Annotated in this window: 22 protein-coding genes; 11 read left to right on the top strand and 11 right to left on the bottom strand. The window is 71.8% G+C overall.

Features of this window, described 5'->3' with window-relative positions; translation table 11 throughout:
* Positions 1 to 79 precede the first annotated feature (79 nt).
* From AC067Z_RS09660 to AC067Z_RS09650, 3 genes are all read left to right on the top strand, one after another.
* On the top strand, positions 80 to 1,396 hold the full coding sequence (locus AC067Z_RS09660; RefSeq protein ID WP_478788932.1) for an erythromycin esterase family protein: 1,317 nt from the start codon (positions 80 to 82) through the stop codon (positions 1,394 to 1,396).
* Between the two features lie 79 nt (positions 1,397 to 1,475).
* Positions 1,476 to 2,771, top strand: coding sequence for a serine-threonine protein kinase (locus AC067Z_RS09655; RefSeq protein ID WP_478788931.1), 1,296 nt, complete (start codon positions 1,476 to 1,478; stop codon positions 2,769 to 2,771).
* Between the two features lie 146 nt (positions 2,772 to 2,917).
* Positions 2,918 to 3,529: a hypothetical protein gene (locus tag AC067Z_RS09650; RefSeq protein ID WP_478788930.1), complete on the top strand. Its 612-nt coding sequence runs from the start codon at positions 2,918 to 2,920 to the stop codon at positions 3,527 to 3,529.
* Between the two features lie 43 nt (positions 3,530 to 3,572).
* Here AC067Z_RS09650 and AC067Z_RS09645 read toward each other — a convergent pair whose 3' ends face one another.
* On the bottom strand, positions 3,573 to 4,322 hold the full coding sequence (locus AC067Z_RS09645; RefSeq protein ID WP_478788929.1) for a hypothetical protein: 750 nt from the start codon (positions 4,320 to 4,322) through the stop codon (positions 3,573 to 3,575).
* A gap of 143 nt (positions 4,323 to 4,465) precedes the next feature.
* On the opposite strand from AC067Z_RS09645, the gene AC067Z_RS09640 reads away from it, so the two are divergent.
* On the top strand, positions 4,466 to 5,539 hold the full coding sequence (locus tag AC067Z_RS09640; protein ID WP_478788928.1) for an RNA ligase (ATP): 1,074 nt from the start codon (positions 4,466 to 4,468) through the stop codon (positions 5,537 to 5,539).
* A 139-nt stretch (positions 5,540 to 5,678) separates the two neighbouring features.
* Here the strand turns inward: AC067Z_RS09640 and soxR are convergent, their stop codons facing one another.
* On the bottom strand, positions 5,679 to 6,158 hold the full coding sequence (gene soxR, locus AC067Z_RS09635; protein ID WP_478788927.1) for a redox-sensitive transcriptional activator SoxR: 480 nt from the start codon (positions 6,156 to 6,158) through the stop codon (positions 5,679 to 5,681).
* A gap of 105 nt (positions 6,159 to 6,263) precedes the next feature.
* Between soxR and AC067Z_RS09630 the strand changes: the two genes are divergently transcribed.
* Positions 6,264 to 6,725, top strand: coding sequence for a MaoC family dehydratase (locus AC067Z_RS09630; protein WP_478788926.1), 462 nt, complete (start codon positions 6,264 to 6,266; stop codon positions 6,723 to 6,725).
* Here AC067Z_RS09630 and AC067Z_RS09625 read toward each other — a convergent pair.
* The 3 genes from AC067Z_RS09625 to AC067Z_RS09615 form a co-directional block, all read right to left on the bottom strand.
* Complete coding sequence (locus AC067Z_RS09625) at positions 6,713 to 7,354, bottom strand: TetR/AcrR family transcriptional regulator (RefSeq protein ID WP_478788925.1); 642 nt, start codon at positions 7,352 to 7,354, stop codon at positions 6,713 to 6,715. The two genes, AC067Z_RS09630 and AC067Z_RS09625, sit on opposite strands and share 13 nt — an antisense overlap.
* A 64-nt stretch (positions 7,355 to 7,418) precedes the next feature.
* A complete protein-coding gene (locus tag AC067Z_RS09620) occupies positions 7,419 to 7,706 on the bottom strand; it encodes a YiaA/YiaB family inner membrane protein (protein WP_478788924.1) in 288 nt (95 codons plus the stop codon).
* 60 nt (positions 7,707 to 7,766) lie between these two features.
* Positions 7,767 to 8,918 carry an acyl-CoA dehydrogenase family protein gene (locus AC067Z_RS09615; protein ID WP_478788923.1) on the bottom strand — a complete coding sequence of 384 codons (1,152 nt, stop codon included), beginning with the start codon at positions 8,916 to 8,918 and terminating at the stop codon, positions 7,767 to 7,769.
* Positions 8,919 to 8,982: 64 nt separating this feature from the next.
* On the opposite strand from AC067Z_RS09615, the gene AC067Z_RS09610 reads away from it, so the two are divergent.
* The 5 genes from AC067Z_RS09610 to AC067Z_RS09590 all read left to right on the top strand — a co-directional run bounded on the left by AC067Z_RS09610 (position 8,983) and on the right by AC067Z_RS09590 (position 13,148).
* Positions 8,983 to 9,648: a TetR/AcrR family transcriptional regulator gene (locus tag AC067Z_RS09610; RefSeq protein WP_478788922.1), complete on the top strand. Its 666-nt coding sequence runs from the start codon at positions 8,983 to 8,985 to the stop codon at positions 9,646 to 9,648.
* Positions 9,649 to 9,737: 89 nt separating this feature from the next.
* Entirely contained in the window at positions 9,738 to 10,436 is a 699-nt protein-coding gene (locus AC067Z_RS09605; RefSeq protein WP_478788921.1) for an ArsR/SmtB family transcription factor, read from the top strand.
* A 32-nt stretch (positions 10,437 to 10,468) separates the two neighbouring features.
* Positions 10,469 to 11,398, top strand: a complete 930-nt coding sequence (locus tag AC067Z_RS09600) for a DMT family transporter (protein ID WP_478788920.1) — start codon at positions 10,469 to 10,471, stop codon at positions 11,396 to 11,398.
* Between the two features lie 166 nt (positions 11,399 to 11,564).
* Positions 11,565 to 12,092: a hypothetical protein gene (locus AC067Z_RS09595; RefSeq protein WP_478788919.1), complete on the top strand. Its 528-nt coding sequence runs from the start codon at positions 11,565 to 11,567 to the stop codon at positions 12,090 to 12,092.
* Between the two features lie 69 nt (positions 12,093 to 12,161).
* Complete coding sequence (locus AC067Z_RS09590) at positions 12,162 to 13,148, top strand: NAD-dependent epimerase/dehydratase family protein (protein WP_478788918.1); 987 nt, start codon at positions 12,162 to 12,164, stop codon at positions 13,146 to 13,148.
* 175 nt (positions 13,149 to 13,323) lie between these two features.
* On the opposite strand, the gene AC067Z_RS09585 is transcribed toward AC067Z_RS09590, so the two are convergent.
* From AC067Z_RS09585 to AC067Z_RS09570, 4 genes are all read right to left on the bottom strand, one after another.
* Positions 13,324 to 14,709 carry an MFS transporter gene (locus AC067Z_RS09585; RefSeq protein ID WP_478788917.1) on the bottom strand — a complete coding sequence of 462 codons (1,386 nt, stop codon included), beginning with the start codon at positions 14,707 to 14,709 and terminating at the stop codon, positions 13,324 to 13,326.
* Positions 14,710 to 14,914: 205 nt separating this feature from the next.
* Entirely contained in the window at positions 14,915 to 15,994 is a 1,080-nt protein-coding gene (locus tag AC067Z_RS09580; protein WP_478788916.1) for a zinc-binding dehydrogenase, read from the bottom strand.
* A gap of 18 nt (positions 15,995 to 16,012) precedes the next feature.
* Positions 16,013 to 17,407: an aldehyde dehydrogenase family protein gene (locus AC067Z_RS09575; RefSeq protein ID WP_478788915.1), complete on the bottom strand. Its 1,395-nt coding sequence runs from the start codon at positions 17,405 to 17,407 to the stop codon at positions 16,013 to 16,015.
* Between the two features lie 120 nt (positions 17,408 to 17,527).
* Positions 17,528 to 18,361: a helix-turn-helix transcriptional regulator gene (locus AC067Z_RS09570; RefSeq protein WP_478788914.1), complete on the bottom strand. Its 834-nt coding sequence runs from the start codon at positions 18,359 to 18,361 to the stop codon at positions 17,528 to 17,530.
* A gap of 50 nt (positions 18,362 to 18,411) precedes the next feature.
* Between AC067Z_RS09570 and AC067Z_RS09565 the strand changes: the two genes are divergently transcribed.
* Entirely contained in the window at positions 18,412 to 18,843 is a 432-nt protein-coding gene (locus tag AC067Z_RS09565; protein ID WP_478788913.1) for a DUF2000 family protein, read from the top strand.
* A gap of 77 nt (positions 18,844 to 18,920) precedes the next feature.
* On the opposite strand, the gene AC067Z_RS09560 is transcribed toward AC067Z_RS09565, so the two are convergent.
* On the bottom strand, positions 18,921 to 20,246 hold the full coding sequence (locus tag AC067Z_RS09560) for an ABC transporter ATP-binding protein (protein ID WP_478788912.1): 1,326 nt from the start codon (positions 20,244 to 20,246) through the stop codon (positions 18,921 to 18,923).
* Positions 20,247 to 20,300: 54 nt separating this feature from the next.
* Complete coding sequence (locus AC067Z_RS09555) at positions 20,301 to 21,578, bottom strand: MFS transporter (protein WP_478788911.1); 1,278 nt, start codon at positions 21,576 to 21,578, stop codon at positions 20,301 to 20,303.

Raw genomic sequence — 21,578 nt, 5'->3', positions numbered from 1 at the left:
CCGGGGTGGGGCAGGCACCACCCCGGAAGGGGGGCGGGCAGGATGGCCGCCTGCACCGTCGGGCCGCGAGAGTCGGTCCATGGCTCAGTTCAGAGATCACCTGTTACGCAGGATGCTGCTGTTCGTGCTCGCGCTCGCCTCCCTCGCGGTCACGGCGCCGGCACGGGCACAGCAGCACCATGACGACCCGGTCCGCGCGATGGCGCGGGCTGCCGAACCGCTGTCCGATCTGCGGCCGCTGGAGCGGATGGTCGGCTCCGCGACGATCGTCGGTGTGGGCGAGGCGACGCACAACTCGGCGGAGTTCTTCACCGCCAAGCACCGGCTGTTCCGCCACCTCGTCGAGCACAAGGGCTTCACCACCTACGCCCTGGAGGCGCCGTGGAGCACCGGGCTGCGGCTCAACGACTATGTGCTGCACGGCAAGGGCGATCCGCGCACGATCATGCGGGAGGAGTTCCAGGAGTCGTACCTCATCTGGAACACCCGCGAGTACCTGGACCTCGTGCGCTGGATGCGGCAGTACAACCTCCGTCATCCGCACCGCCCCGTCCAGTTCATGGGCAACGACCTCGCGTACGCGGGGCCGCGGCTCTTCGACGAGGTGACCGCCTATGTCGCCGAGCACCATCCGCGGCTGCTGCCCGAGTTCGAACGGCTCTACCGTGCCTCCCGGCCGGTCGGCAGTGTGCACGAGGCCATCAAGAGGTACCTGAACCGGCCGCTGCCCGAGCGGAAAACGATGGCCGAAGACGTACAGCGTGCGCTGGCACTGCTGGAGAGCCTGCGGCCGGGACCGGACCGTGAGCGGCACGCCTGGGTGGTCCAGCACGCCCGCGCCATCGCCCAGACCGGCACCGAGTTCTCGTACGACCTCTACGACCCGGCGCAGGTCGGGGCGGCCATGCGCTACCGGGACGAGGTCATGGCCGCCAACACCGTGTGGTGGCAGCGGCAGACCGGGCACCGGATACTGCTCTCCGCCCACAACGGCCACATCCGTCTCGAGACGAACAACCCCGAGCAGTACCCGAAGGTCCAGGGCACCTTCCTGCGGGAGACCATCGGCGACGACTACGTCAGCGTCGGCTTCGCCTTCGGCCGGGGCTCGTTCAACGCGCTGGACCTGAGCGATCCGGCGGAACCGCTGCGCACCTTCTCGGTGGGCGCGCCCGAGCCCGGCCGCAGCGAGCACACGCTGGAGCGGGTGGCGCAGCATGACTACTACCTGGACATGAGAACCGCTCCGCAGGCCGCCCGGCGATGGCTGGGAGTCACCCGTCCGACGCTGGACATCGGCACCGCCTGGCCCGCCCCTCCCGAACCGCTGCGGCTGGTCACCTCGTACGACGTCCTCATCCACCTGCACCGGGTCACCGCCGCCGAACGCCTCTGATCCCTGACGGGCTATGGCTGTTTCCCCCCTTGCGCAGCATGCTGGGCAGCAGGGGACGCAAGGGGGGAAGGGGCGGGACATGAGCGGGGCAGGGGTGCAGCCGTACCGCGAGATCACCTTCGACGCGGACGGCGATGTGCTGGGGCCGTACGACGCACTCGTGGAACGCGACATCACCGATCTGGTGCTGTTCGCGCACGGGTGGAACAACTCCCCCGGCACGGCGCGGCGGCTGTACGCGTCGTTCTTCGCGCCATTTCCGAAGCTGGTGGCGCAGACGCCTCAGGCACGGCTCGGGTACGGAGGTGTCGTGTGGCCGTCGATGCGGTTCACGGACGAGCCGATCCCCGACGTGGAACCGCCTTCGGCCGCCGCCCGGTTCGCCGGTCCGGGTCTGGACCCGGCGACCCGCGAGGTGCTCACGCAGCTCTTTCCCGGGCACCGTGGCACGGTGGGGCGGCTTGCGCTGTTCCTCGACGAGCAGCCCGAGTCCCGTGCCGCGTTCGCTGAATTCGGCATGCTGGCACGGCAGTTGGCGGACACACCGCCGGGCGGCCTGGAGGCGGGATTCGCCGAGGATCTGCCGCACGACGAGCAGAGCCCGCCCGCCGTGCTCTACGAGGACACGCTCACGCTGTGCCGGCGGCTCGCCACCGCACTGGACGCGGAGTCGGTGCCTGCCGCGGCCGTGTCCGCGTTCCCGGTCGGCGGTGGGCTGCGCCCTGCCTGGCGCGGCGCGAAGGAGCTGCTGCGGCAGACCACGTACTACGCGATGAAGCGGCGCGCCGGGACGGTCGGCGAGCGGGGGCTCGGCCCGTTGCTCGGGCGTCTGGCCCGCTCGGCGCCCGGCGTGCGGGTGCATCTGGTCGGCCACAGTCAGGGCGCGCGCCTGGTGGCGTTCGCGCTGCGCGGCCTGCCGGAGGGCGCGGACAACGTGAAGTCCGTGACGCTGCTCCAGGGCGCGTTCTCGCACTACGCCTTCGCGTGCGGGCTTCCGCACGCCCCGCACAGCGCGGGCGCGCTCGCGGCGCTGCAGGACCGGGTCGACGGGCCGGTCGTCGCCTGCTACTCGCGGCACGACAGCGCGCTCGGCGTCTTCTATCCGCTGGCGGCCGGCCTGGCCGGCGAGTCGGCGGGGGCGGCGGAGGACCGGCGGTGGTGGGCGATGGGCCACGACGGGATACGGGCCGTCGCGGACGCACCCCGGCTGACCCTGGAGGAGGCGCTGCGCGACGGGCTGCCGCACTCGGGGTGCGTGAGCGTGGACGCCGCGCAGGTGGTGCGGCGCGGCGGGCCTCCGGCGGGGGCGCACAGCGACATATGCCACGAGGAGCTGGCCCGGGTGGTGCTGGCAGCGGGCCGCGTGGGCCGGTAGGGGGGACCCCGGTCGCGGTGGCGGATCCTGCGCCGGACGGGCAGAATCCGGACGAATTGACGCACCTCCCTTTTGGATGGAGCCGAATCGGGCACTCCTACGTCCATTCTTCAACGCCGATGTACCAGCGACGGAGGTGTCGACCGATGGCCGGTTTCCGGAGTCTTGCGAGACAGGTGCGCGACGCGCGGTGTGATCTGGCGCTGCGGCGCTATTCCCTGCGCAAGTGCCTGGAGAGGTTCGCGCCCTATGGGCACCGGGCCACTTGGGACCATCTGTGCGCCAGGCACAGCATCGAACCCGAGGACAGGGCCCCTGATCCGGCGCGGCTGGTGGCCGCGCTGGACGAGTTGGAGGACGCACGGGCGGTCTGGCTCGCGTACGAGGAGAACTTCGCGGACCGCCGCAAACGGGAGAAGCACGAGGGGCTGCGGCGGCCCGGACACATCGACGACTGGCACCGCCGGACGTGGGGCGGGAACGGGGTCGCCCGCTGCGAGACCCCGGCCGCTCATCCGTCCGAGCCGTTGGGCGAGGTGCTGCGCCGGCTGATCGGCGCACTGGAGGGCGAAGCGGGGTCTGCGTGCCCGGTGTGCGGGGGAACGCACATCGTGTGGCGGCAGGAACTGGCGCACGAGCCATGGTTCGGCCCTGTGTGCACGGGCTGCGGGATCGTGGTACCGCAACCGGTGCTGACGCCGGAGGCCGTGGCGGAGGCGAAACGCGCGGGCCGCCGGGAACTTGCCTCGGTGGCATGAAACGGTACGGGTCCCGGGCCGGCGGCCCGGGACCCTGCGGGTGTCATGCGGCAGGTGCGCGCGCCCAGGTCTCCTCGGTGAAGCGGTCGTCGTAGGGAAGGGCGAGCAGGCCGACCTTGAAGAGCAGTAGCGGATCGGCTCCTAGTGACCTCAAGCGTGCCGGGGCGTGTTCGAGGATCCACGCCTGGAGTTCGTCGAGGGGCTCGTCGCGCGAGTGGTCGCACCACCACTCGATGACCTGCGGCCGGTCGTCGATGAGCTCGGCGATCCACCAGTCGACGAACAGTTCGAGGCAGGCGTCGGCGTGCCCGCCGAGCGGTTGCGCGGCCCAGCGCGCGAGGTACGGGGTCACCGTTCCCCCCGCGGCCACACATGCCTGAAAGGCGTTGATCACGTCCCAGGGAGCGTGATCCCCGGTGAGCCGGTCCTCCCACCACGCGTCGAGGAAGTCCGCCACGGCATCGGCCTGTTCGGATGGCCAGGCGCGCCAGCCGGAGCGACCCAGGCCGGCCAGGTCCCAGCCGCCGGGTGCGGGAAATCGTCCCGTGGCCAACTGCTCGGCGACCTGCGGAAGGAGTCGGCGCATGACCGCCGGATGGTCGTCGAAGTGGTTGGGCACCTCGCGGGCGAAGTACTGCACCACGTCGTCGGGCATCGCCGCGTCGGGAGTGCGAAGCAACTCCGTCTCCTCGGGTGCGTGGCAATGGCCGCACCCCTGCTCCCCGGCGCTGACCATGCCCGCGAAGACCGTACGTACGCGGTCCACTGCCGCGGTGAGTGCTGGGGAGGCCATAGGAGCCACTCCCTGTCCGGTACTCCGGTCGCGGCTTCCGCCCGCCGAAGATCGCGACGCTACCAGAGCGGAATCCCTTGGCCCACCCGTATTTCCCTGAGCCACAGTTGCCGGGATGAGACCCATGACGGAGGAGCCCTGACATGTCGACGCTGCGCGTCACCGCCGAACTGCTGACCGTGCACGAGCATCCGAACGCCGATGCGCTCGAACTGGCCCAGGTGGGCCTGTATCGCGCCGTCGTCGCCAAGGGTGCCTACCGCACCGGTGACGCCGCGCTCTACATCCCGGAGCAGGCCGTGCTCCCGGCGGACCTGATCGAGGAGCTGGGACTGACCGGCCGGCTCGCGGGCGGCGAGGCGAACAGGGTCAAGGCGGTGCGGCTGCGGGGCGAGTTGTCGCAGGGCATCGTGTGCCGGCCGGGCGCGCTCGCGGACGTGGACCTCGCGCAGGCCGCGGTGGACGGTACGGATTTCGCGGAGCGGCTCGCGATCACCAAGTGGGCGCCCCCGATCCCGCCGCGGATGAACGGGGACATCGAGAGGGCGCCGGATCTGCTGCCGTGGGTGGACATCGAGAACCTGCAGCGGTATCCGGAGATCTTCGAGCCCGGCGAGCCGGTGGTGATCACCGAGAAGCTGCACGGCTCGGCCTGCCTGGCGACGTACCACGTGACGGACGGCGGGCGGTTGCAGGTCTCGTCCAAGGGTTTCGGCGCCAAGGGTCTCGCGATCAAGGAGGACGTCGCCAATCTGTACTGGCGCGCGGTCATCGCCCATGACGTCGCGGCGGTCGCGGAGCGGCTCGCCGGGAAGCTGGGCGCGAGCCGGGTCGGCATATTCGGTGAGGTGTTCGGCGCGGGGGTGCAGGACCTGGGGTACGGAGCGAACGCCCGTGCCGACGACCATCTGGGCTTCGCGGTGTTCGACGTGTCGGCGGAGATCGACGGCCAGGTCCGGTGGCTGGACGCGGCGGAGCTCCTTGCTGGTGAACTGCCGCTGGTGCCACGGCTGTACGAGGGCCCGTTCGACACCGGCACGGTCCTGGAGCTGGCCACCGGCCGGGAGACCGTGTCGGGGCGCGAACTGCATCTGCGCGAGGGCGTCGTGGTCCGGACGGCGGCCGAGCGCTACAGCCCGGTGGTCGGCGGGCGGGCGATCGCCAAGGCGGTCAGCCCGGCGTATCTGACGCGCAAGGGCGGCACGGAGTTCGAGTAGCCGTCGCGGCGGACGTGTTGCGGGGGATTCCGGGGCTCGCGACGACGGGTCCGGTCCGGGAGGGACCGGACCCGTCGTCGTGCCGACCGGGCCCGTCGTCGCGCCCGGTCCGGGAGGGACCGGGCCCGTCGTCGTGCGGTCAGTCCCCGTCCTTCTTCGCCAGGCGCCGTTCGGGCAGCAGACGCGAGCCGGTGAGGCGGTCGCCGAAGGCGTCGTCCGGGTTGGAGAGCACACAGGTCTCCAGGGACAGGCAGCCGCAGCCGATGCAGTCGGTGAGATGGTCACGGAGCCTGCCGAGCTGCTTGATGCGTTCGTCGAGTTCCCCGCGCCAGGCCTCGGAGAGGCGGGCCCAGTCCTCGCGGTCGGGGGTGCGTTCCTCGGGCAGTTCGGCGAGGGCGTCGCGGATGGTGGCGAGGGGGATGCCGACGCGCTGCGCGGCCCGTACGAAGGCGACACGGCGCAGCGCGTCGCGGGTGTAGCGGCGCTGGTTCCCGCTCGTGCGGCGGCTGCTGATGAGGCCCTTGGACTCGTAGAAGTGCAGGGCGGAGACGGCGGCACCGCTCCGCGCGGAGAGCTGTCCGACCGTGAGCTCGTGGATCTTCTCGGGAATCTGTGGCACTCCTCGAAGCCTACTGGCCCTCCGTTGACAGGAACGCCCACCCCCGACCATGCTGAGCAAGCGCTTAGACATGATTCGCATGCTTGAGAGGCAGGGACCAGGGACATGGCAGAGCCGAGGATCTTCACCTCCCCCGAGGAGCTGCGCGCCGGGGTCGGCGAGCAGCTGGGACACAGCGACTGGCTGGAGGTCGACCAGAAGCGGATCGACCTCTTCGCCGATGCCACCGGTGACCACCAGTGGATCCACGTCGACGCCGAGCGCGCGGCGAGCGGCCCGTTCGGCACGACGATCGCCCACGGCTATCTGACGCTGTCCCTGCTGCCCGCCCTGGTGCCCCAGGTGCTGCGGGTCGAGGGCATGAAGATGGGCATCAACTACGGCGCCAACAAGGTGCGTTTCCCCGCTCCCGTGCCGGTGGGCTCCCGGCTGCGGGCCACCGCCGTCCTGCAGAACGTCGAGGAAGCGGGCGGCGGCGTACAGGTGACCGCCCTCGTCACGGTCGAGCGCGAGGGCGGCGACAAGCCGGTGTGCGTGGCGGAGTCGGTCTCCCGCTACTTCTTCTGAGCACCCACCATGCGCAGGACGAGGTCGGCGTAGAACGCGCCGACCTCGTCGGGCGTGCGGCGGCCCTGGGTGTTGAACCAGCGCGCCACATCGATGCAGAGCGACAGCACGGCGACGGTGGTGCCCGGCACGTCGGGCACCTCGAACTCGCCTGCCGCCACGCCCTCGTCGAGGATGCGGCGCACCACGGCATCGGTCTGCCGGCGCAGCTCGATGATCTCGGCACGGTGTGTCTCGCCGAGCGCGTCCAGTTCGTACTGCACGACCCGCGCGGTGGTGTGCCGGCCGGCGTGCCAGCGGACGAAGGACCGTACGGCGTCGGCCAGCCGTTCGGTGGGTGTGCCCTCGCCGTCGTACGCGGCCGTCAGGATCTCCAGGGCCTTGTCGTGGCCGATCCGGCTGATCCGGTGGAGCAGCTCTTCCTTGGTCTTGTAGTGGATGTAGAGCGCGGCCGGACTCATGCCGGCGCGACCCGCGATGTCACGTGTCGTGGTCGCGTGGTAGCCGCGCTCGGCGAATGCCTCGACCGCGGCGACGAGCAGCTTTCTGGCCGCATCCGGGGTGACCTCGTCCCACGGCTTCTCCTCGCCGGGCATCTCCCCGCCGACCGTCTGGTCCGCCGCACTCATCGCTCGCCCCTTCCCTGGCACAGGACGAACACCATACCCCGGCGGTGAGCGAGCGCTTAGATTCTCACAGTTTCTGGAACGGGTCGTGCTCGGCGAGGAGCTTCTCCAGCCGGGCCTGGTCGACCCGGCTGACGATCTGCCCGGCCTCCTGCCGGTCCCTGACCACCTTGGCCAGGGTGAAGGCGGAGGTCGTCAGATAGAGGACCGCGATGGCGAGAAATGCACGCACCCAGCGGTCGGCGTCCATGGTGAAGATTCCGACGGCGACCGCGCCGAGCGCGACGGCGAAGGAGGCGACGGCCTGGCCGTAGTACGCCGCGGTGTTCTGCTGCTTGACCGGTGTCTCACTCATGGGCACAGGTTCGCCGACCGGAGACCCGGGCCACATGGGCGCGGGTACTCATCCCCGTACTCAGAACGCGGAGACCCCCGTGAGCGCCCGGCCGATGATGAGCTTCTGGATCTGGCTGGTGCCCTCGTAGAGCGTCATCACCCGGGCGTCACGCAGCAGCTTGCCGACGGGGTACTCGTCGATGTAGCCGTAACCGCCGAAGACCTGGAGCGCGTTGTTCGCGGCGCGCACGGCGGCCTCCGACGCGAACAACTTCGCCTTGGAGGCGGCCGTGGCGAACTCCTCGCCCCGGTCGACCAGGTCGGCCACCCGCCAGGTGAGCAGCCGGGCGGCGTCCACATCCACCGCGATGTCGCTGATCAGTTCCTGGACGAGCTGGTAGTGGGCGATCGGCCTGCCGAACTGCTCGCGTTCGCCCGCATAGCCGACGGCCGCGTCCAGCGCGGCCTGCGCGATGCCGACACAGCCCGCCGCGACCGACATCCGGCCCTTGGCGAGCGCGGACATGGCGACGGAGAAGCCCTTGCCCTCGGAGCCGAGCATGGCGGAGACGGGGACGCGGACGTCCTCGAGGACCAGTTCGGCGGTGGCCTGGCCGCGCAGGCCGAGCTTGCCGTGGATGGTGCGCCGGGTGAGCCCGGGGGTGTCGGCGGGGACGAGGAAGGCCGAGACACCCTTGTGGCCGGGGGCGTCGTTGGTGCGGGCGAAGAGCAGCACCACGTCGGCCCAGGTGCCGTTGGTGATGAACATCTTCGAGCCGTTGATCACGTAGTCACCGCCGTCACGGACGGCCTTGGTGGCGAGGTTGCCGGCATCCGATCCGGTGCCCGGCTCGGTGAGGCCGAAGCATCCGACGGCATCGCCGGCGGTGAGCCGGGGCAGCCACTGCCGCTTCTGCTCCTCGGTGCCGTACGCGGCGATGGTCTTGGCGACCAGGCCGAGCGAGACGGAGACGATTCCGCGCACCGAGGAGTCGCCGCGGCCCAGTTCCTCGGTGACGAGGCAGTAGGCGAGGTGGTCGCCGCCGGAGCCGCCGTACTCCTCGTCGACGGTGAGCCCGAGGAAGCCCAGGGCGCCCAGCTTCTTCACGATGCCGCGGTCGACGCTCTCGGCGCGGTCCCACTCCACCACGTGCGGGGTGATCTCACGGGCGACGAAGTCCTCGGCGAGCTGCCGGACGGCCGCCTGTTCCTCGGTGAGCTCCAGGTTCATGCGCGGAAACCCCACTTTAACTATCACTGCTAGTTTCTTGGTCGCAGGCCCTACTATGTGCCGCATGGCCCGACCGCGCAAGCCCCTCCTCAGCCGAGACCGGATCGTCGAGACGGCGAGCGCGCTCGTGGACGCGGAAGGGCTGGACGCGGTCTCCACCCGGCGCCTCGCCGCCGAACTGGGCGTGAGCGGACCCTCGCTGTACAACCACTTCCGCAACAAGGACGAGATCCTCGACGCGGTCGCCGACGCGGTCAGCGCCCGGGTCGACCTGTCGATGTTCGACGAGGACGACCCCAGGGACTGGCGTACGGCGCTGCACGACTGGGCCGTCTCCTACCGCGCCGCCCTGACCGCCCACCCCAACACCGTCCCGGTCCTGGCCCGCGGCCCCGGACGCCGTCCGGCGGGCCTGAAGGTCGCCGACGCGGTCTTCGGCGCGATGGTGCGGGCGGGCTGGCCACCGGCCCAGGCCACTCATATCGGCGCGCTGATGCGGTACTTCATCACGGGCTCGGCCCTGGGCTCGTTCGCCCGCGGCTTCGTGGACGACGCCGCGGCATACGACCCCGCCGACTACCCTCACCTGGGCCAGGCCCACCTGCTGGCCGACCGGCAGGAGAAGGTCGACGAGGGGGCGTTCGAGACGGGTCTGCGGGCGCTGCTGGACGGGCTGACGGTGCAGTACGACGCGGGAGTACGAGGGAATTGGGCGGCACAGAGCTCATGACCACCGGGCGTCGGCGTTCTGGGACCGGACCTGGCGGAGGAAGAACGCTTCGGCGACCGCCGAACAGTGAGTGACGCATCCTGGGAGGCATGACCTCCTCCCGGGACCTCGCCGCGTTCGCCGCGCTGATCGCCGACGAGACCCGCGCGTGCTTCGCGCTCGCCCTGCTCGACGGGCGCGCCTGGACCGCCGGGGAGCTCGCCCGGCACGTGGGGGTCGCCGCCTCCACCGCAAGTGAGCACCTCGGCAAGCTGGTCGCGGGCGGAGTGCTGGCCGAGGAGCGGCAGGGGCGCCACCGGTACGTCCGCCTCGCCGACGACCGGGTGGCGCACCTCGTGGAGGAGCTGGCCGCGCATGCGGCTCCCGGCCCCGCTCCCCGGCCCCGCACCCTGCGCGAGTCGAGCGCCGCGCACGCCATGGCACGCGGCCGCACCTGCTACGACCATCTCGCCGGGCGCCTCGGCATCACGATCACACAGGCCATGACCGGGCGGGGACTGCTCACCCAGGACACCGGGTTCGCACTCACCGACAGCGGCGCCCGGTGGTTCGGGGACCTGGGCATCGACCTCGGCGTCACGGGCCGCCGGCCGCTCGTGCGGGGCTGCCTCGACTGGACCGAGCGCAGGCCGCACCTCGCCGGTGTCGCGGGCGCCCGGCTCTGCGGCCATGCCCTGGACGCCGGATGGTGCGTACGCATCGGCTCGGAGCGGGCGGTCAAGGTCACCGTCGAGGGTGAGCAGGCGCTGCGGTCGCTCCTCGGTATCGAGCCGGAGATATTGCGGTGAAGGCCGAAGGGTCCCGCGCGTACGGTCGCCGCATGACCAACCCGAACCGCACCGGCCACACACAATGGGCCGCCCTTGCCGCCGCGGCCGTCACCGTCGTTTTGTGGGCCTCGGCCTTCGTCTCCATCCGCAGCGCGGGCGAGGCCTACTCCCCCGGTGCCCTCGCCCTCGGCCGGCTGCTCGCGGGATCGCTCGCTCTGGGCTGCGTCCTGCTGATACGGCGCGAAGGGCTGCCGCCACGTGGCGCGTGGCCGGGGATCGCGGTCTCCGGCCTGCTGTGGTTCGGCGTGTACATGGTGGTGCTCAACTGGGGTGAGCAGCAGGTCGACGCAGGCACAGCGGCGTTGGTGGTGAACATCGGCCCGATCCTCATCGCACTGCTCGGTGCCCGCCTGTTGGGCGAGGGGCTGCCGCCGCGCCTGGTGGCGGGTATGGCGGTCTCGTTCGCAGGCGCGGTGGTCGTGGGTCTGTCCATGTCCGGCGAGGGCGGATCGTCGACGCTGGGCGTCCTGTTGTGCCTGCTGGCCGCGGTGGGTTACGCGGGCGGCGTGGTGGCCCAGAAGCCCGCGCTGGCGCACGCGAGCGCGCTCCAGGTGACGACGTTCGGCTGCCTCGTGGGGACGGTGGCGTGCCTGCCGTTCACCGGACAGCTGGTGGACGAGGTGTCCCGGGCCCCCGTCTCCGCGACGGTCAACATGGTGTACCTGGGCGTGTTCCCGACGGCCCTGGCCTTCACGACGTGGGCGTACGCCCTGGCGCGTACGACGGCGGGCCGGATGGGCGCGACGACGTACGCGGTCCCGGCGCTGGTGGTCCTGATGTCCTGGCTGGCACTGGACGAGGTGCCCGCACTGCTCACGCTGGCGGGCGGGGCGCTGTGCCTGGCGGGGGTGGCGGTCTCGCGTTCGCGTGCGCGGGTGACGGCACGCGAGGACGCCCCACTGGGCGGGCCGCGGGCGTGACCGCCGGCGGTAGTGCGTCGTGCGTCGGTCCGGTCGACGGGGCCGGGTCCGGCAACGCTTGTCGACGGCTACGGCCAGGACTTGGCGATCACACGGCTCGGAAATGTCGATGAGGAGCGACGAAAATCGGGTACGCGAAGCGGAGCCATCCTGCGACGCTGTGCGCGTGACTGCGACGACCCCCTATGACGCCGACCGTGCCCGATTCTCCCGCCAGGCGCTGGCCCGTCTGGTTCTCTGCGACCACGCGGTGGACGTCGCCGACAGTGCGCGCGGCATGGTGGCCACCGGAAACGACGCTGACGCCGGTGCCGGGGGTCGGGTGAGCCAAGCGGTCCAGCTCGTCGAACTCGCTGAACGCGCGCTGGCCTCGGCCGTGATCTACGAGCGGGAGCGGGGCAGCTCCTGGGCGGAGATCGCGCAGTACCTGGGAGTCGATTCCGCCGAAGCGGAAGAGCGCTTCGCCACGGCCCTCGAGGACTGGAGCACAGCCTTCGATGTGCCGTACCGGCTCGACGAGACAGGCCGCAAGCGCCTACCCCAGCTGCCCACGGCAGCGTACGACCCTGCATGGGCGTGCTCGCGGCTCGACCTGTGGGCACAACTCCAGCGCCTTGGCATCGACGACAAGCACGCCGTGAGCTCCGGTCTGGTCACGGCAACGGGAGAAGAGTCCTCCCCGAGCACCCCGTAGCCCCGACGCCCCGGTCCGCTGTCAGCGAACCGCCCGGGTGTTCGGCGTTCGCGGTGCTTGGGTGGCGGGATGGAGATCTTGGTTCTGGGCGGAACAGCATGGGTGGGCCGGGAGCTGTCGAAGCAGGCGGTCGCGCGGGGCCATCGGGTGACGTGCCTCGCGCGAGGCGAGAGCGGAGGGGTCGCGGACGGGGCGACGCTGGTGGCCGCCGACCGGCGCGACCCTTCGGCGTACGAACCGCTGCGCGACCGCGAATGGGATGCGGTCGTCGAGGTGTCCTGGCAGCCGGGCTTCGTGCGTGGGGCGCTCGACGCACTGGGCAGCAGGGCCAGGCACTGGACCTACGTGTCCTCCGTGAGCGCCTACGCGTCCCATGCCACTGCCGACGCGGACGAGTCGACGCCGCTTCTTGCGCCGACCGACCGGAGCGAGGTCGACCGGGAATTGTACGGCGAGGCGAAGGCCGCCTGCGAGCAGGCGTCGACGGCAGTCGTGGGCGACCGCCTCCTCGTCGCACGCGCCGGTCTCATCGGGGGTCCGGGTGATCACTCCGGACGCACCGGCTACTGGGTGGCCCGTGCCGCGCGTGATCCGCACGGGCCGATGCTGGTGCCCGACGCGCCGGCCATGCCGACACAGGCAGTCGACGTGCGGGACCTCACCGCCTGGCTGCTCGACGCCGCCGAGAAGGGGACCACCGGCACGTACGACGCCGTCGGACCGGTCGTTCCGCTCGGCGAGTGGATCGAGCTGTGCCGTTCCCTCGGCGGGCACACCGGTCCGGTGGTCCCCGCCGACTCGGCGTGGCTGCTCGCGAACGGCGTGGCCGAGTACATGGGGCCCGAGTCGCTGCCGATGTGGCTGGTCGAGCCGGGCTGGGAAGGCATGTCTGCCCGGAACGGGTCCGCGGCGCGCGCCGCGGGGCTCACTCACCGGCCCCGGGCGGAGCTGGTCGCCGACACGCTGCGCTGGGAGCGTGAGCAGGGTCTGGACCGCCCACGGCGTGGCGGCCTCAGTGCCCGGCGGGAGCGCGAACTGCTGGACGCTCTCGGCTGACGCCGTCGTCCACCGCCGGCATGGTGTGAGCCGCTGGAGGCTCTCGGCTGACGGCCGCCGCCCACCGGCACGGCGCCGCGCCCGAGGGTGCCGCGCCATGCCGTGCGATCCGGCCGGCCGCGGCACACGACGGCGGCGGTCCCGGCCGCGTCAGGCGTCCGGGACCGCCGGGACGTCACTCGGCGTGTGCCTCCGCGGGGACCGGAGCCGGTGCGGCAGCGGCCTTCGCGGCCCGGGACGCAAGGATCTTGATCGAGATCAGCGCGATGACGGCCAGGCCGATGATGTACGCGGAAACGGCCATCGACGTGCCCGTGGCCTCCAGCAGCAGGACCATCATGAACGGCGCCAGCCCGCCGCCGAACACCGCGGCGATCTGGTACCCGAGCGAGGCTCCCGTGTAGCGCATCTCGGCGGTGAACAACTCGGCGAAGAGCGCGGCCTGGGGCCCGTACATGATGCTCAGGAAGCAGCTGGTGACGAACGTGCCGACCGCCAGCCACACCAGTGACGCCGTGTCGATGAGCAGGAACATCGGGATCGCCCACACCAGAAGGCCGATCGCGCCCGCCGCGTAGATCCGCAGCCGCCCGATGCGGTCGGACAGGGCCGCGGCGGCCGGTATCAGCACCAGCTGGGTGAGGCTGATGCAGAGCGAGACGGCGAGCACCGCGCTGCGCTTCATGTCGAGTTCGCGGGTCGCGTAATCCAGCACGCCGGTGATGATGATGTAGAACGTCGCGGTGTTGACCGCGAACGAGCCGCCGGCGAGGAAGACGGTGCCGAGGTGGTTGCGCAGGATCGTGCGCAACGGCGACCGCGCGGCGCTGTCGCCCTTCTCCTGTTCGGCCAGGGCGCGTTCGGCCTCACGGAACTCGGGTGTCTCCTCGACCTTGGTGTGGATGTACCAGGCGAGGCCGAGGACGAGGAAGCCGACGAAGAACGGGACGCGCCAGCCCCAGGAGGCGAACGTCGACTCGCTGGTGACCGATCCGGCGACGAGGAACACCGTGTTGGCGGTGACCACGCCGATGGGGACGCCAAGCTGGACGAGGCTGCCGTACAGACCGCGCTTGCCCTCGGGGGCGTACTCGGTCGCCATCAGCATCGCACCGCCCCACTGGGCGCCGACGGCGATGCCCTGGAGGATGCGGAGCAGGACGAGCAGGACGGGGGCGGCGATGCCGATCGTCTCGTACGTGGGGAGCAGGCCGATACCGGCGGTCGCAACGCCCATGAGGGTCAGCGCGAGGACGAGCATCGGCTTGCGGCCGCGCTTGTCGCCGAGGTGACCGGCGATGACGCCGCCGACGGGCCGGGCGAGGAAGCCGACGGCGAAGGTCGCGAAGGCGGCGAGGACGCCGGCGGACGAGCTGCCCGCGGGGAAGTAGAGATCACCGAGGACGAGGGCGGCGGCGATTCCGAAGACGAAGTAGTCGTACCACTCGACGGCGGAGGCGAGCGCGGCGGCGGTCGCGACGCGACGGCGCCGTGGGTCGGTGGACGTGGGGTCGGACGACGTGGTGCCCGGGCTGTCCGGGTGCTGAGCAGCGGTGTCCATGAGGGTGCACACTCCGATGGGTGCGGGGGACGGAGTCCGGGGGGGGTGGCACTGGGGAGTTTCCGGGACCGTACCGACCGGTGGGTATGGGGTCAACGGGTTGAACGCGGGAACTTTCCAGCAGCCCCACTGCCCCGAGGAATCGGCTCTGAGCAGCACGGACACCCCGGCCGCAGGAGGCGGCCGGGGTATCGGGAGAGACCCGCTAGAAGACGATCAGCGCCCGGCCGCCCTTGCCCGCGAGCATGTTGTCGAAGGCCCCCTGGATACCGTCGAGCGCGATCCGCTCGGTGACGAGCGCGCTCATGTCCAGCCGGCCCGCGCGGATGTGCTCGGCCAGGACGGGGAGGTCCGAGGCCGGATCGGAGTTGCCGTAGACGCAGCCCGAGAGCGTGCGGCCCCAGTGGAAGATCTCCAGCGCGTTGAACGTGACCTGCTGGTCCTTGCCGCCGATGCCGACCACCGTGGTGCGGCCTCCGCGCCGGGTGGAGTCCCAGGCCGTACGGATCGTGACCGCGCGGCCCACGCACTCGATCGCCACGTCCGCGCCCCGCCCGCCCGTCAGCCGGCGGATCTCCTTCGCCGTGGTGTCGGAGGCGACGACGTACTCCGTCGCACCCGCGCCCCGGGCAAGGTCCTCCTTCGCCGGTGAGACGTCGACCGCGATGACGGGGCCCGCTCCGGCGATGCGGGCGGCCTGGAGGGCGGCCAGGCCCACCCCGCCGACCCCGAGGACCACGACCGACTCGCCCTCGCGCACACGGGCGGAGTGGTGGACGGCGCCGTAGCCGGTGAGGACGGCACAGCCGAGCAGCGCCGCGTCCGCCAGGGAGACGCCTTCGGGGGCGGGCAGTACGCAGTTCGCGGGGACCACGGTCTCCTCCGCGAACGCGGCGACATTCAGGCCGGGATGGAGTTCGGTGCCGTCTGCGGCAACGGCGTGGACGCGGCCGACGCCGGTCAGCGCTTCGGCGCACAGCCACACCTCGCCGATCGCGCAGGCGTGGCAGCTTCCGCAGGAGGGGGCCCAGTTGAGGACGACGCCGTCGCCCGGCGCGACATGGGTGACGCCTTCGCCGACGGACACGACGGTGCCCGCGCCCTCATGGCCGAGGACGGCGGGGGCGGGCACCCGCATGGTGCCGTTGGACAAGGACAGGTCGGAGTGGCACACCCCGGCGGCGGCGAGCCGGACGCGGACCTGTCCCGGTCCGGGGTCGGGCAGGGAGATCTCGGTGATCTCCAGGGGGGCGCCGACGGCGGGCAGTACGGCTGCACGGACCACGATGGTTCTTCTCCCGGCTCAGAACTGGAGGGACTTGGTCTGGAGGTACTCGGCGAGGCCGTGCGGACCGAGCTCGCGCCCGACGCCCGACTGCTTGTAGCCGCCGAACGGGGCCTGCGGGTTGAAGCGGCCGCCGTTGATGTCGACCTGGCCGGTGTCCATGCGGCGGGCGAAGGCGACGGCCTCCTCCTCGTCGCCCGCCCACACCGCGCCCGCCAGACCGTAGACGGTGCCGTTGGCGATGGCGAGGGCGTCGTCCTCGTCCTCGTACCGCAGGAGGGAGACGACGGGGCCGAAGATCTCCTCCTGCGCGATGGTCATGGCCGGGGTGACGTCGGCGAAGACCGTCGGGCTGACGTAGTAGCCGGTTGCCAGCGGGGCTTCGGGGCCGCCGGCCACGAGGCGGGCGCCTTCGGCGATGCCCGTTTCTATGTAGCCGCGGACGCGCTGCTGCTGCTTGGCGTTGACGAGCGGGCCGACCCGGTCGCCGGGGACGTATTTGGCGACGGCGGCAGCGGCGAGCTCGACGGCCTCGTCGTACCGGTCCGTGTGGACGAGCATCCGGGTCCACGCGCTGCAGGTCTGGCCGGAGTTGGACATGACGTTGGCGATGCCGACGTTCACGGCTTTGGCGAGGTCGGCGCTCGGCAGGATGACGTTGGCGGACTTGCCGCCGAGTTCGAGGGCGACGCGCTTGATCGCGGCGCCCGCGGTAGCGCCGATCTGCTTGCCGACGGCGGTGGAGCCGGTGAAGGACACCAGGTCGACGTCCTCGTGGGCGGCGAGCGCCTGGCCCGCGACCGGGCCGAGGCCGGTGACCAGGTTGAACACTCCAGCGGGGATGCCCGCGTCGTGCACGGCCTCGGCGAAGAGCCGGGCGGTGAGCGGGGTGTCCTCGGCGGGCTTGAGCACCACGGTGCAGCCGGCCGCGAGGGCGGGCGCGACCTTGGCGACGATCTGGTGCAGCGGGTAGTTCCAGGGGGTGATCGCGCCGACGACGCCGACGGGTTCCATGAGGACGGTGGAGTTCCCGATCCTCTCCTCGAAGGAGTACGAGGCGGCGATCTCGGCGTAGGAGCCCGCAACCAGCAGGGGCAGCCCGGCGTGCACGCTCTGCGCGAGTGCGGGCGGGGCGCCGAGCTCGGCGGTGACGGTCTCCGCGATCCGGTCCTGGCGGCGGGCGAGCTCGTCGCGCAGGGACGTGAGCAGTGCGGCGCGCTCGGCGGGCGGGGTGGCCGCCCAGGCCGGCAGCGCGGCGCGCGCGGCTCGCACGGCGGTGTCCACGTCCTCGGCGCTGCCCGCCGGGACATGGGCGATGACCTGCTCGTCCGCCGGGTTCACCACCGCGATCATGTCCGGTGCTGCGGCCGGCCGCCACTGGCCGCCGATGTACATGCCGTCGTGGGCCTTCATCGCACTCCTCCACGCTCGTTCACGTCTCGCGGGTAGCTTCCCGGACCCAAACTAGCGCTGTTAGTTTTCGGGCGCCAGAGCCGTCCGGGCGCGAGGAAGGCTACGTGGACGCGCCGGGGGTCATACGTCCGGGCCGCGGGCCGCGGGGCCCGGCAGCGCGATGGCGGTGCGGGCGTAACGGCCCGGCGGGACGCCGACGAGCCGCTTGAAGTGGCGGTTCAGATGCGGCTGGTCGTAGAAGCCGGCGGCTGCCGCGACCTCGGCGGGCGGAGTGCCGTCGAGCAGGAGCCGCCGGGCCCTCTCCACGCGGCGGGCCGTCAGGTACTGGTGCGGGGCGATGCCGAAGGCCGCGCTGAACGCGCGGACGAGATGGGTGGGGTGGGCGTGCAGCACCCCGGCGGCCTCGTCCAGGCCCAGCCCTTGGACGAGCCGGTCGTCGAGGAGGTCCCGCAGGTCACCGGCGAGCCCCTGGTGGGGCGGCGGGCCCGCGTCCGCCGCACGGGGGCGGAGGTGGCCGCGCAGCCGTTCGCCGATCAGGGCGAGCCGGCTCTCCGCCTCCAGCTCGTCGCCGGGCCGCGCGAGCACGGTGTGCAGCCGGCCGACGCGCCGGCGCAGCAGGGGGTCGGCCAGGTCGGGGGCGTCCACCGCCGGGCCGATCAGGCTCTCGTCCAGCTGGTCCAGGGCCAGGTAGAGGACGCGTTTGCGGAAACCGTGCGGAGTGGCGGGCGAGCCGTTGTGCGGCACCTGCGGCGGGAGCAGCGTCACCGTGTCGCGCGGGATGCCGTGCTCGTGGCGGTTCAGGTCGTACCGCACGGCGCCGTCGTCGACGATCAGCAGGGTCCAGACGTCATGGACGTGCATGGGGTACGCGTGCTCGGTGAAACGGGCGTGGAAGACCTCGACCACTCCCGGGAGCCGGGGGCGCCACGCCGAGACCTCCTGCGGTGCGCGCATGCAAGGACTGTACAAGACCGTGTCCAAGGGCCGTCGGCACGATGGGACGCATGACGACCGGACAGACCCCCATGCGTTTCGCCACGAAGATCGCCGTCCTGCTGCGTGAGGACCTGGAGCCCTGGCAGCGGCTCAACGTGACCGCGTTCCTGGTCAGCGGCCTGGGAGCGGAGTTCCCCGAGTTGGTCGGTGAGCCGTACGCGGACGCCGACGGGACCTCGTACCTGCCCATGTTCCGCCAGCCCGTCCTGGTCTTCGAGGGCACCAAGGAGGTGCTGACCGCCGCGCACGGCCGCGCCCTGTCGCGCTCGCTGCCGAGGGGTGTGTTCACCTCCGACCTCTTCGCCACCGGCAACGACCTCGACAATCGCGCGGCGGTAAGGGCGGTGCGGCGGGACCAGCTGGACCTGGTGGGTCTCGCGGTCCACGGACCGCGCAACGCGGTCGACAAGGTCCTGAAGGGCGCGCGGATGCACCCCTGAGCAGCCGTACGTTCCGCGCCCTCCGAGCCCCGGTACGTTCCGCGCTCCCGGTCCCCGGCAGGCGCGGGGCGCGCCGTCTACACGTCCAGGCCCGGGAGGTCCATGGGCGCCGGGCAGATCCTTCGGCCGAGGTGGTCGAAGACATAGAGGTGCGCGAGGTCGACCAGCAGCGGCACCTGCGCACCCGTCCGCAGCTGCACGTCCGGGCCGGTGCGTACGACCAGATCGCTCGGCCCGACCGCGGGCCGGTCCATGTCGGGTTCCGGCGCGTCGAGCACCGCCACCGGTCCCGCGACCTGTGCGACGGCTCGGTCCTTGAGCCGGGCCAGCACGCCGGGGCCGTTGTTCCGGCGCCGCCTGGCGGGCGTCTTCGGGCGCGGCGACTCCAGGTCGGCGACGACGGCGGGCCGCGAGCCGATGTTGAGGTGCACCAGGGCCTCGTGCCCCTGGTACTCCATGTGCTCGACGATCCCGGTCAGCGCCACCTCGCCGGAACGCAGTTGGCTGCGCGGCGCGATACGGGCGGCCTCCGAGCGGAGCCCCACGATGATCTGCCGGCCCTGCTGGATGCGGAGCAACTGGTGGTCGGGGCTGAGGGGTTCGGGCAGCGGCAGCCGCTGCCTGCCCAGATCGATCGACATCCGGCCGTCCAGCGGCGCGTGGACGACGGCCTCCAGCAGATTGATACGGGGCGTTCCGATGAATGCGGCGACGAAGACGTTCGCGGGCAGCGCGTAGGTCTCCCGCGGAGTGCTCACCTGCTGCAGGACGCCGCCGCGCATGACCGCGACCCGGTCGCCGAGCGACATCGCCTCGGCCTGGTCGTGCGTGACGTAGACGGTCGTGACGCCCAACTCGTAGGTGAGACGGGCGATTTCCGCGCGCAGGTGGTTGCGCAGTTTGGCATCCAGGTTGGACAGCGGCTCGTCCATCAGAAAGACGGACGGACGGCGGGAGATCGCCCGGCCCATGGCCACGCGCTGGCGCTCGCCGCCGGACAACTGGGCGGGGAACCGGTCGAGGACGTCCTCGATGCCGAGCATGCGCGCGGTGGCCTCCACCCGAGGGTTGCGGTCGGCGCGCGGGTTCTCCAGCTTCAGCGGGAAGCCGATGTTCTCCCGGTTCGTCATGCTCGGGTAGAGCGCGAAGTTCTGGAAGACCATGGCCATGTCGCGGTCGCGGGGCGGAATGTCGTTCGCGTACGCGCCGTCCAGCAGCAGTTCGCCCTCGGTGATGTCCTCCAGGCCCGCGATCATCCGCAGCACGGTCGACTTGCCGCAGCCGGACGGCCCCAACAGGACCAGGAACTCCCCCGGTTCGACGGAGAGGGAGAAGCGGTCGACGGCGGCGGAGCCCCGTCCGTATCTCTTGCTGACGTTGTGCAGAGCAATGGCGCGAGTCATAGGGGTCCCGCCCGGTGAGGAGGAGAGGCAGCTGCGACGCCAGAAGCTAATGCACTATGTCCGATCAGGGAACGACTTGCGCGAAGGTTGGGGTGGATGTGGTGACGTAGGAGTCGCCGTGCCCGCAGCGGTGGCCGGATTCCGCCCCGCCGGGCGGCGTCCGGCAACGGGCAGGGCAGGGCGGGCAGTCCGTACGGCGCCCCCTGCCGAGAGCACCAGCAGCGCGCCGAGCATCACGAACGGCGCCGCCACACCCGCGATCCCCGCGATCAGGCCCGCGCCCGCGGGTGCGGCGACCTGACCGAGGCGGTTGCCGGTCAGCCTCAGCGCGAGCGCGGTCGACCGCGCCTGCGCGGGCGCGGCCTGCACCACGGTCGTCATGGACAGCGGCTGGCCGACGCCGAGGCAGAAGCCCAGCACGACCAGCATCGCGGCGAGCGCCCACAGCGGCACGGGCAGGGCGATACCCCCGCACAGCAGGCCGCCGAGGAGACAGGTGACGGTGAGCAGGGACGTACGCCCCACGAGCCGGATCATCGGTGTCATCACCAGCCGACAGGCGATCGTCGCGGCGGCGCGCAGGCTGAGCAGGACACCGACGACGGCGGGCGCGATCCCGCGGTGTTCGCCGATCACGGGCAGATACGCGGTGAGGATGTCGGTCGCGGAGAGCACGGCGAGGCTGATGAAGATGCCCGCGGGCACGCCGCGGGTGCGCAGGATGCCGCGGACCGGGACCGTGCTGCGACCGCCGTGGGGCGCGGCCGGGGCCCGGTGCTCTATGCGCCACAGCGAGGTGAGGGACGCGGCGGCCAGGGCCGCGGAGACGAGCAGCGCCAGCCCGCTCGTACGGGCGACCGCGCCGTCGCCGATCACGGCACCCGCGGCAACAGGGCCGACGAGCTGGCCGAGCGAGGCGCCGATGGTGAAGTGCCCGAAATTGCGGTCCTGTTCGGCCGGTGCGGACTGCCGGGCGACGATCGACTGTGCGCCGATGACGAAACAGAGGTGGCCGAGCCCCATGACCCCGCTCCAGGCGGCGATGGCCACGAGGGAGTCCGCGGTGCCGCTGAGGGCGCAGCCGCCGGCGATGAGGACGACACCGGCGGGCAGCAGCGGTGCGCACCGGCCCCGGTCCGTCCTGCGCCCCAGCGGTACTGCGGCGAACAGGGGGAGCAGCGCGTAGACGCCGGCGATGACGCCGATGGCGCGCTCGTCCGCGCCCAGGGACAGGGCGCGGTAGGAGACGGCGGGCCGCGCCATCGACACCGCGCCCTGCGCGAAGGCGAACGCGATGACGAGGCGCAGCAGCCAGCCCCGGGACACGGTCAT

Source organism: Streptomyces sp. NPDC043812, assembly GCF_056436245.1.
Note: the sequence above shows the minus strand (reverse complement) of the source record. Positions and strands in the feature narration are given on the sequence as shown.

Coding starts and splice junctions, on each gene's coding strand:
- AC067Z_RS09660 (WP_478788932.1), top strand. CDS start 80: ATGGCTCAGTTCAGAGATCACCTGTTACGCAGGATGCTGCTGTTCGTG.
- AC067Z_RS09655 (WP_478788931.1), top strand. CDS start 1,476: ATGAGCGGGGCAGGGGTGCAGCCGTACCGCGAGATCACCTTCGACGCG.
- AC067Z_RS09650 (WP_478788930.1), top strand. CDS start 2,918: ATGGCCGGTTTCCGGAGTCTTGCGAGACAGGTGCGCGACGCGCGGTGT.
- AC067Z_RS09645 (WP_478788929.1), bottom strand. CDS start 4,322: ATGGCCTCCCCAGCACTCACCGCGGCAGTGGACCGCGTACGTACGGTC.
- AC067Z_RS09640 (WP_478788928.1), top strand. CDS start 4,466: ATGTCGACGCTGCGCGTCACCGCCGAACTGCTGACCGTGCACGAGCAT.
- AC067Z_RS09630 (WP_478788926.1), top strand. CDS start 6,264: ATGGCAGAGCCGAGGATCTTCACCTCCCCCGAGGAGCTGCGCGCCGGG.
- AC067Z_RS09625 (WP_478788925.1), bottom strand. CDS start 7,354: ATGAGTGCGGCGGACCAGACGGTCGGCGGGGAGATGCCCGGCGAGGAG.
- AC067Z_RS09620 (WP_478788924.1), bottom strand. CDS start 7,706: ATGAGTGAGACACCGGTCAAGCAGCAGAACACCGCGGCGTACTACGGC.
- AC067Z_RS09615 (WP_478788923.1), bottom strand. CDS start 8,918: ATGAACCTGGAGCTCACCGAGGAACAGGCGGCCGTCCGGCAGCTCGCC.
- AC067Z_RS09610 (WP_478788922.1), top strand. CDS start 8,983: ATGGCCCGACCGCGCAAGCCCCTCCTCAGCCGAGACCGGATCGTCGAG.
- AC067Z_RS09605 (WP_478788921.1), top strand. CDS start 9,738: ATGACCTCCTCCCGGGACCTCGCCGCGTTCGCCGCGCTGATCGCCGAC.
- AC067Z_RS09600 (WP_478788920.1), top strand. CDS start 10,469: ATGACCAACCCGAACCGCACCGGCCACACACAATGGGCCGCCCTTGCC.
- AC067Z_RS09590 (WP_478788918.1), top strand. CDS start 12,162: ATGGAGATCTTGGTTCTGGGCGGAACAGCATGGGTGGGCCGGGAGCTG.
- AC067Z_RS09585 (WP_478788917.1), bottom strand. CDS start 14,709: ATGGACACCGCTGCTCAGCACCCGGACAGCCCGGGCACCACGTCGTCC.
- AC067Z_RS09575 (WP_478788915.1), bottom strand. CDS start 17,407: ATGAAGGCCCACGACGGCATGTACATCGGCGGCCAGTGGCGGCCGGCC.
- AC067Z_RS09570 (WP_478788914.1), bottom strand. CDS start 18,361: ATGCGCGCACCGCAGGAGGTCTCGGCGTGGCGCCCCCGGCTCCCGGGA.
- AC067Z_RS09565 (WP_478788913.1), top strand. CDS start 18,412: ATGACGACCGGACAGACCCCCATGCGTTTCGCCACGAAGATCGCCGTC.
- AC067Z_RS09560 (WP_478788912.1), bottom strand. CDS start 20,246: ATGACTCGCGCCATTGCTCTGCACAACGTCAGCAAGAGATACGGACGG.
- AC067Z_RS09555 (WP_478788911.1), bottom strand. CDS start 21,578: ATGACCGTGTCCCGGGGCTGGCTGCTGCGCCTCGTCATCGCGTTCGCC.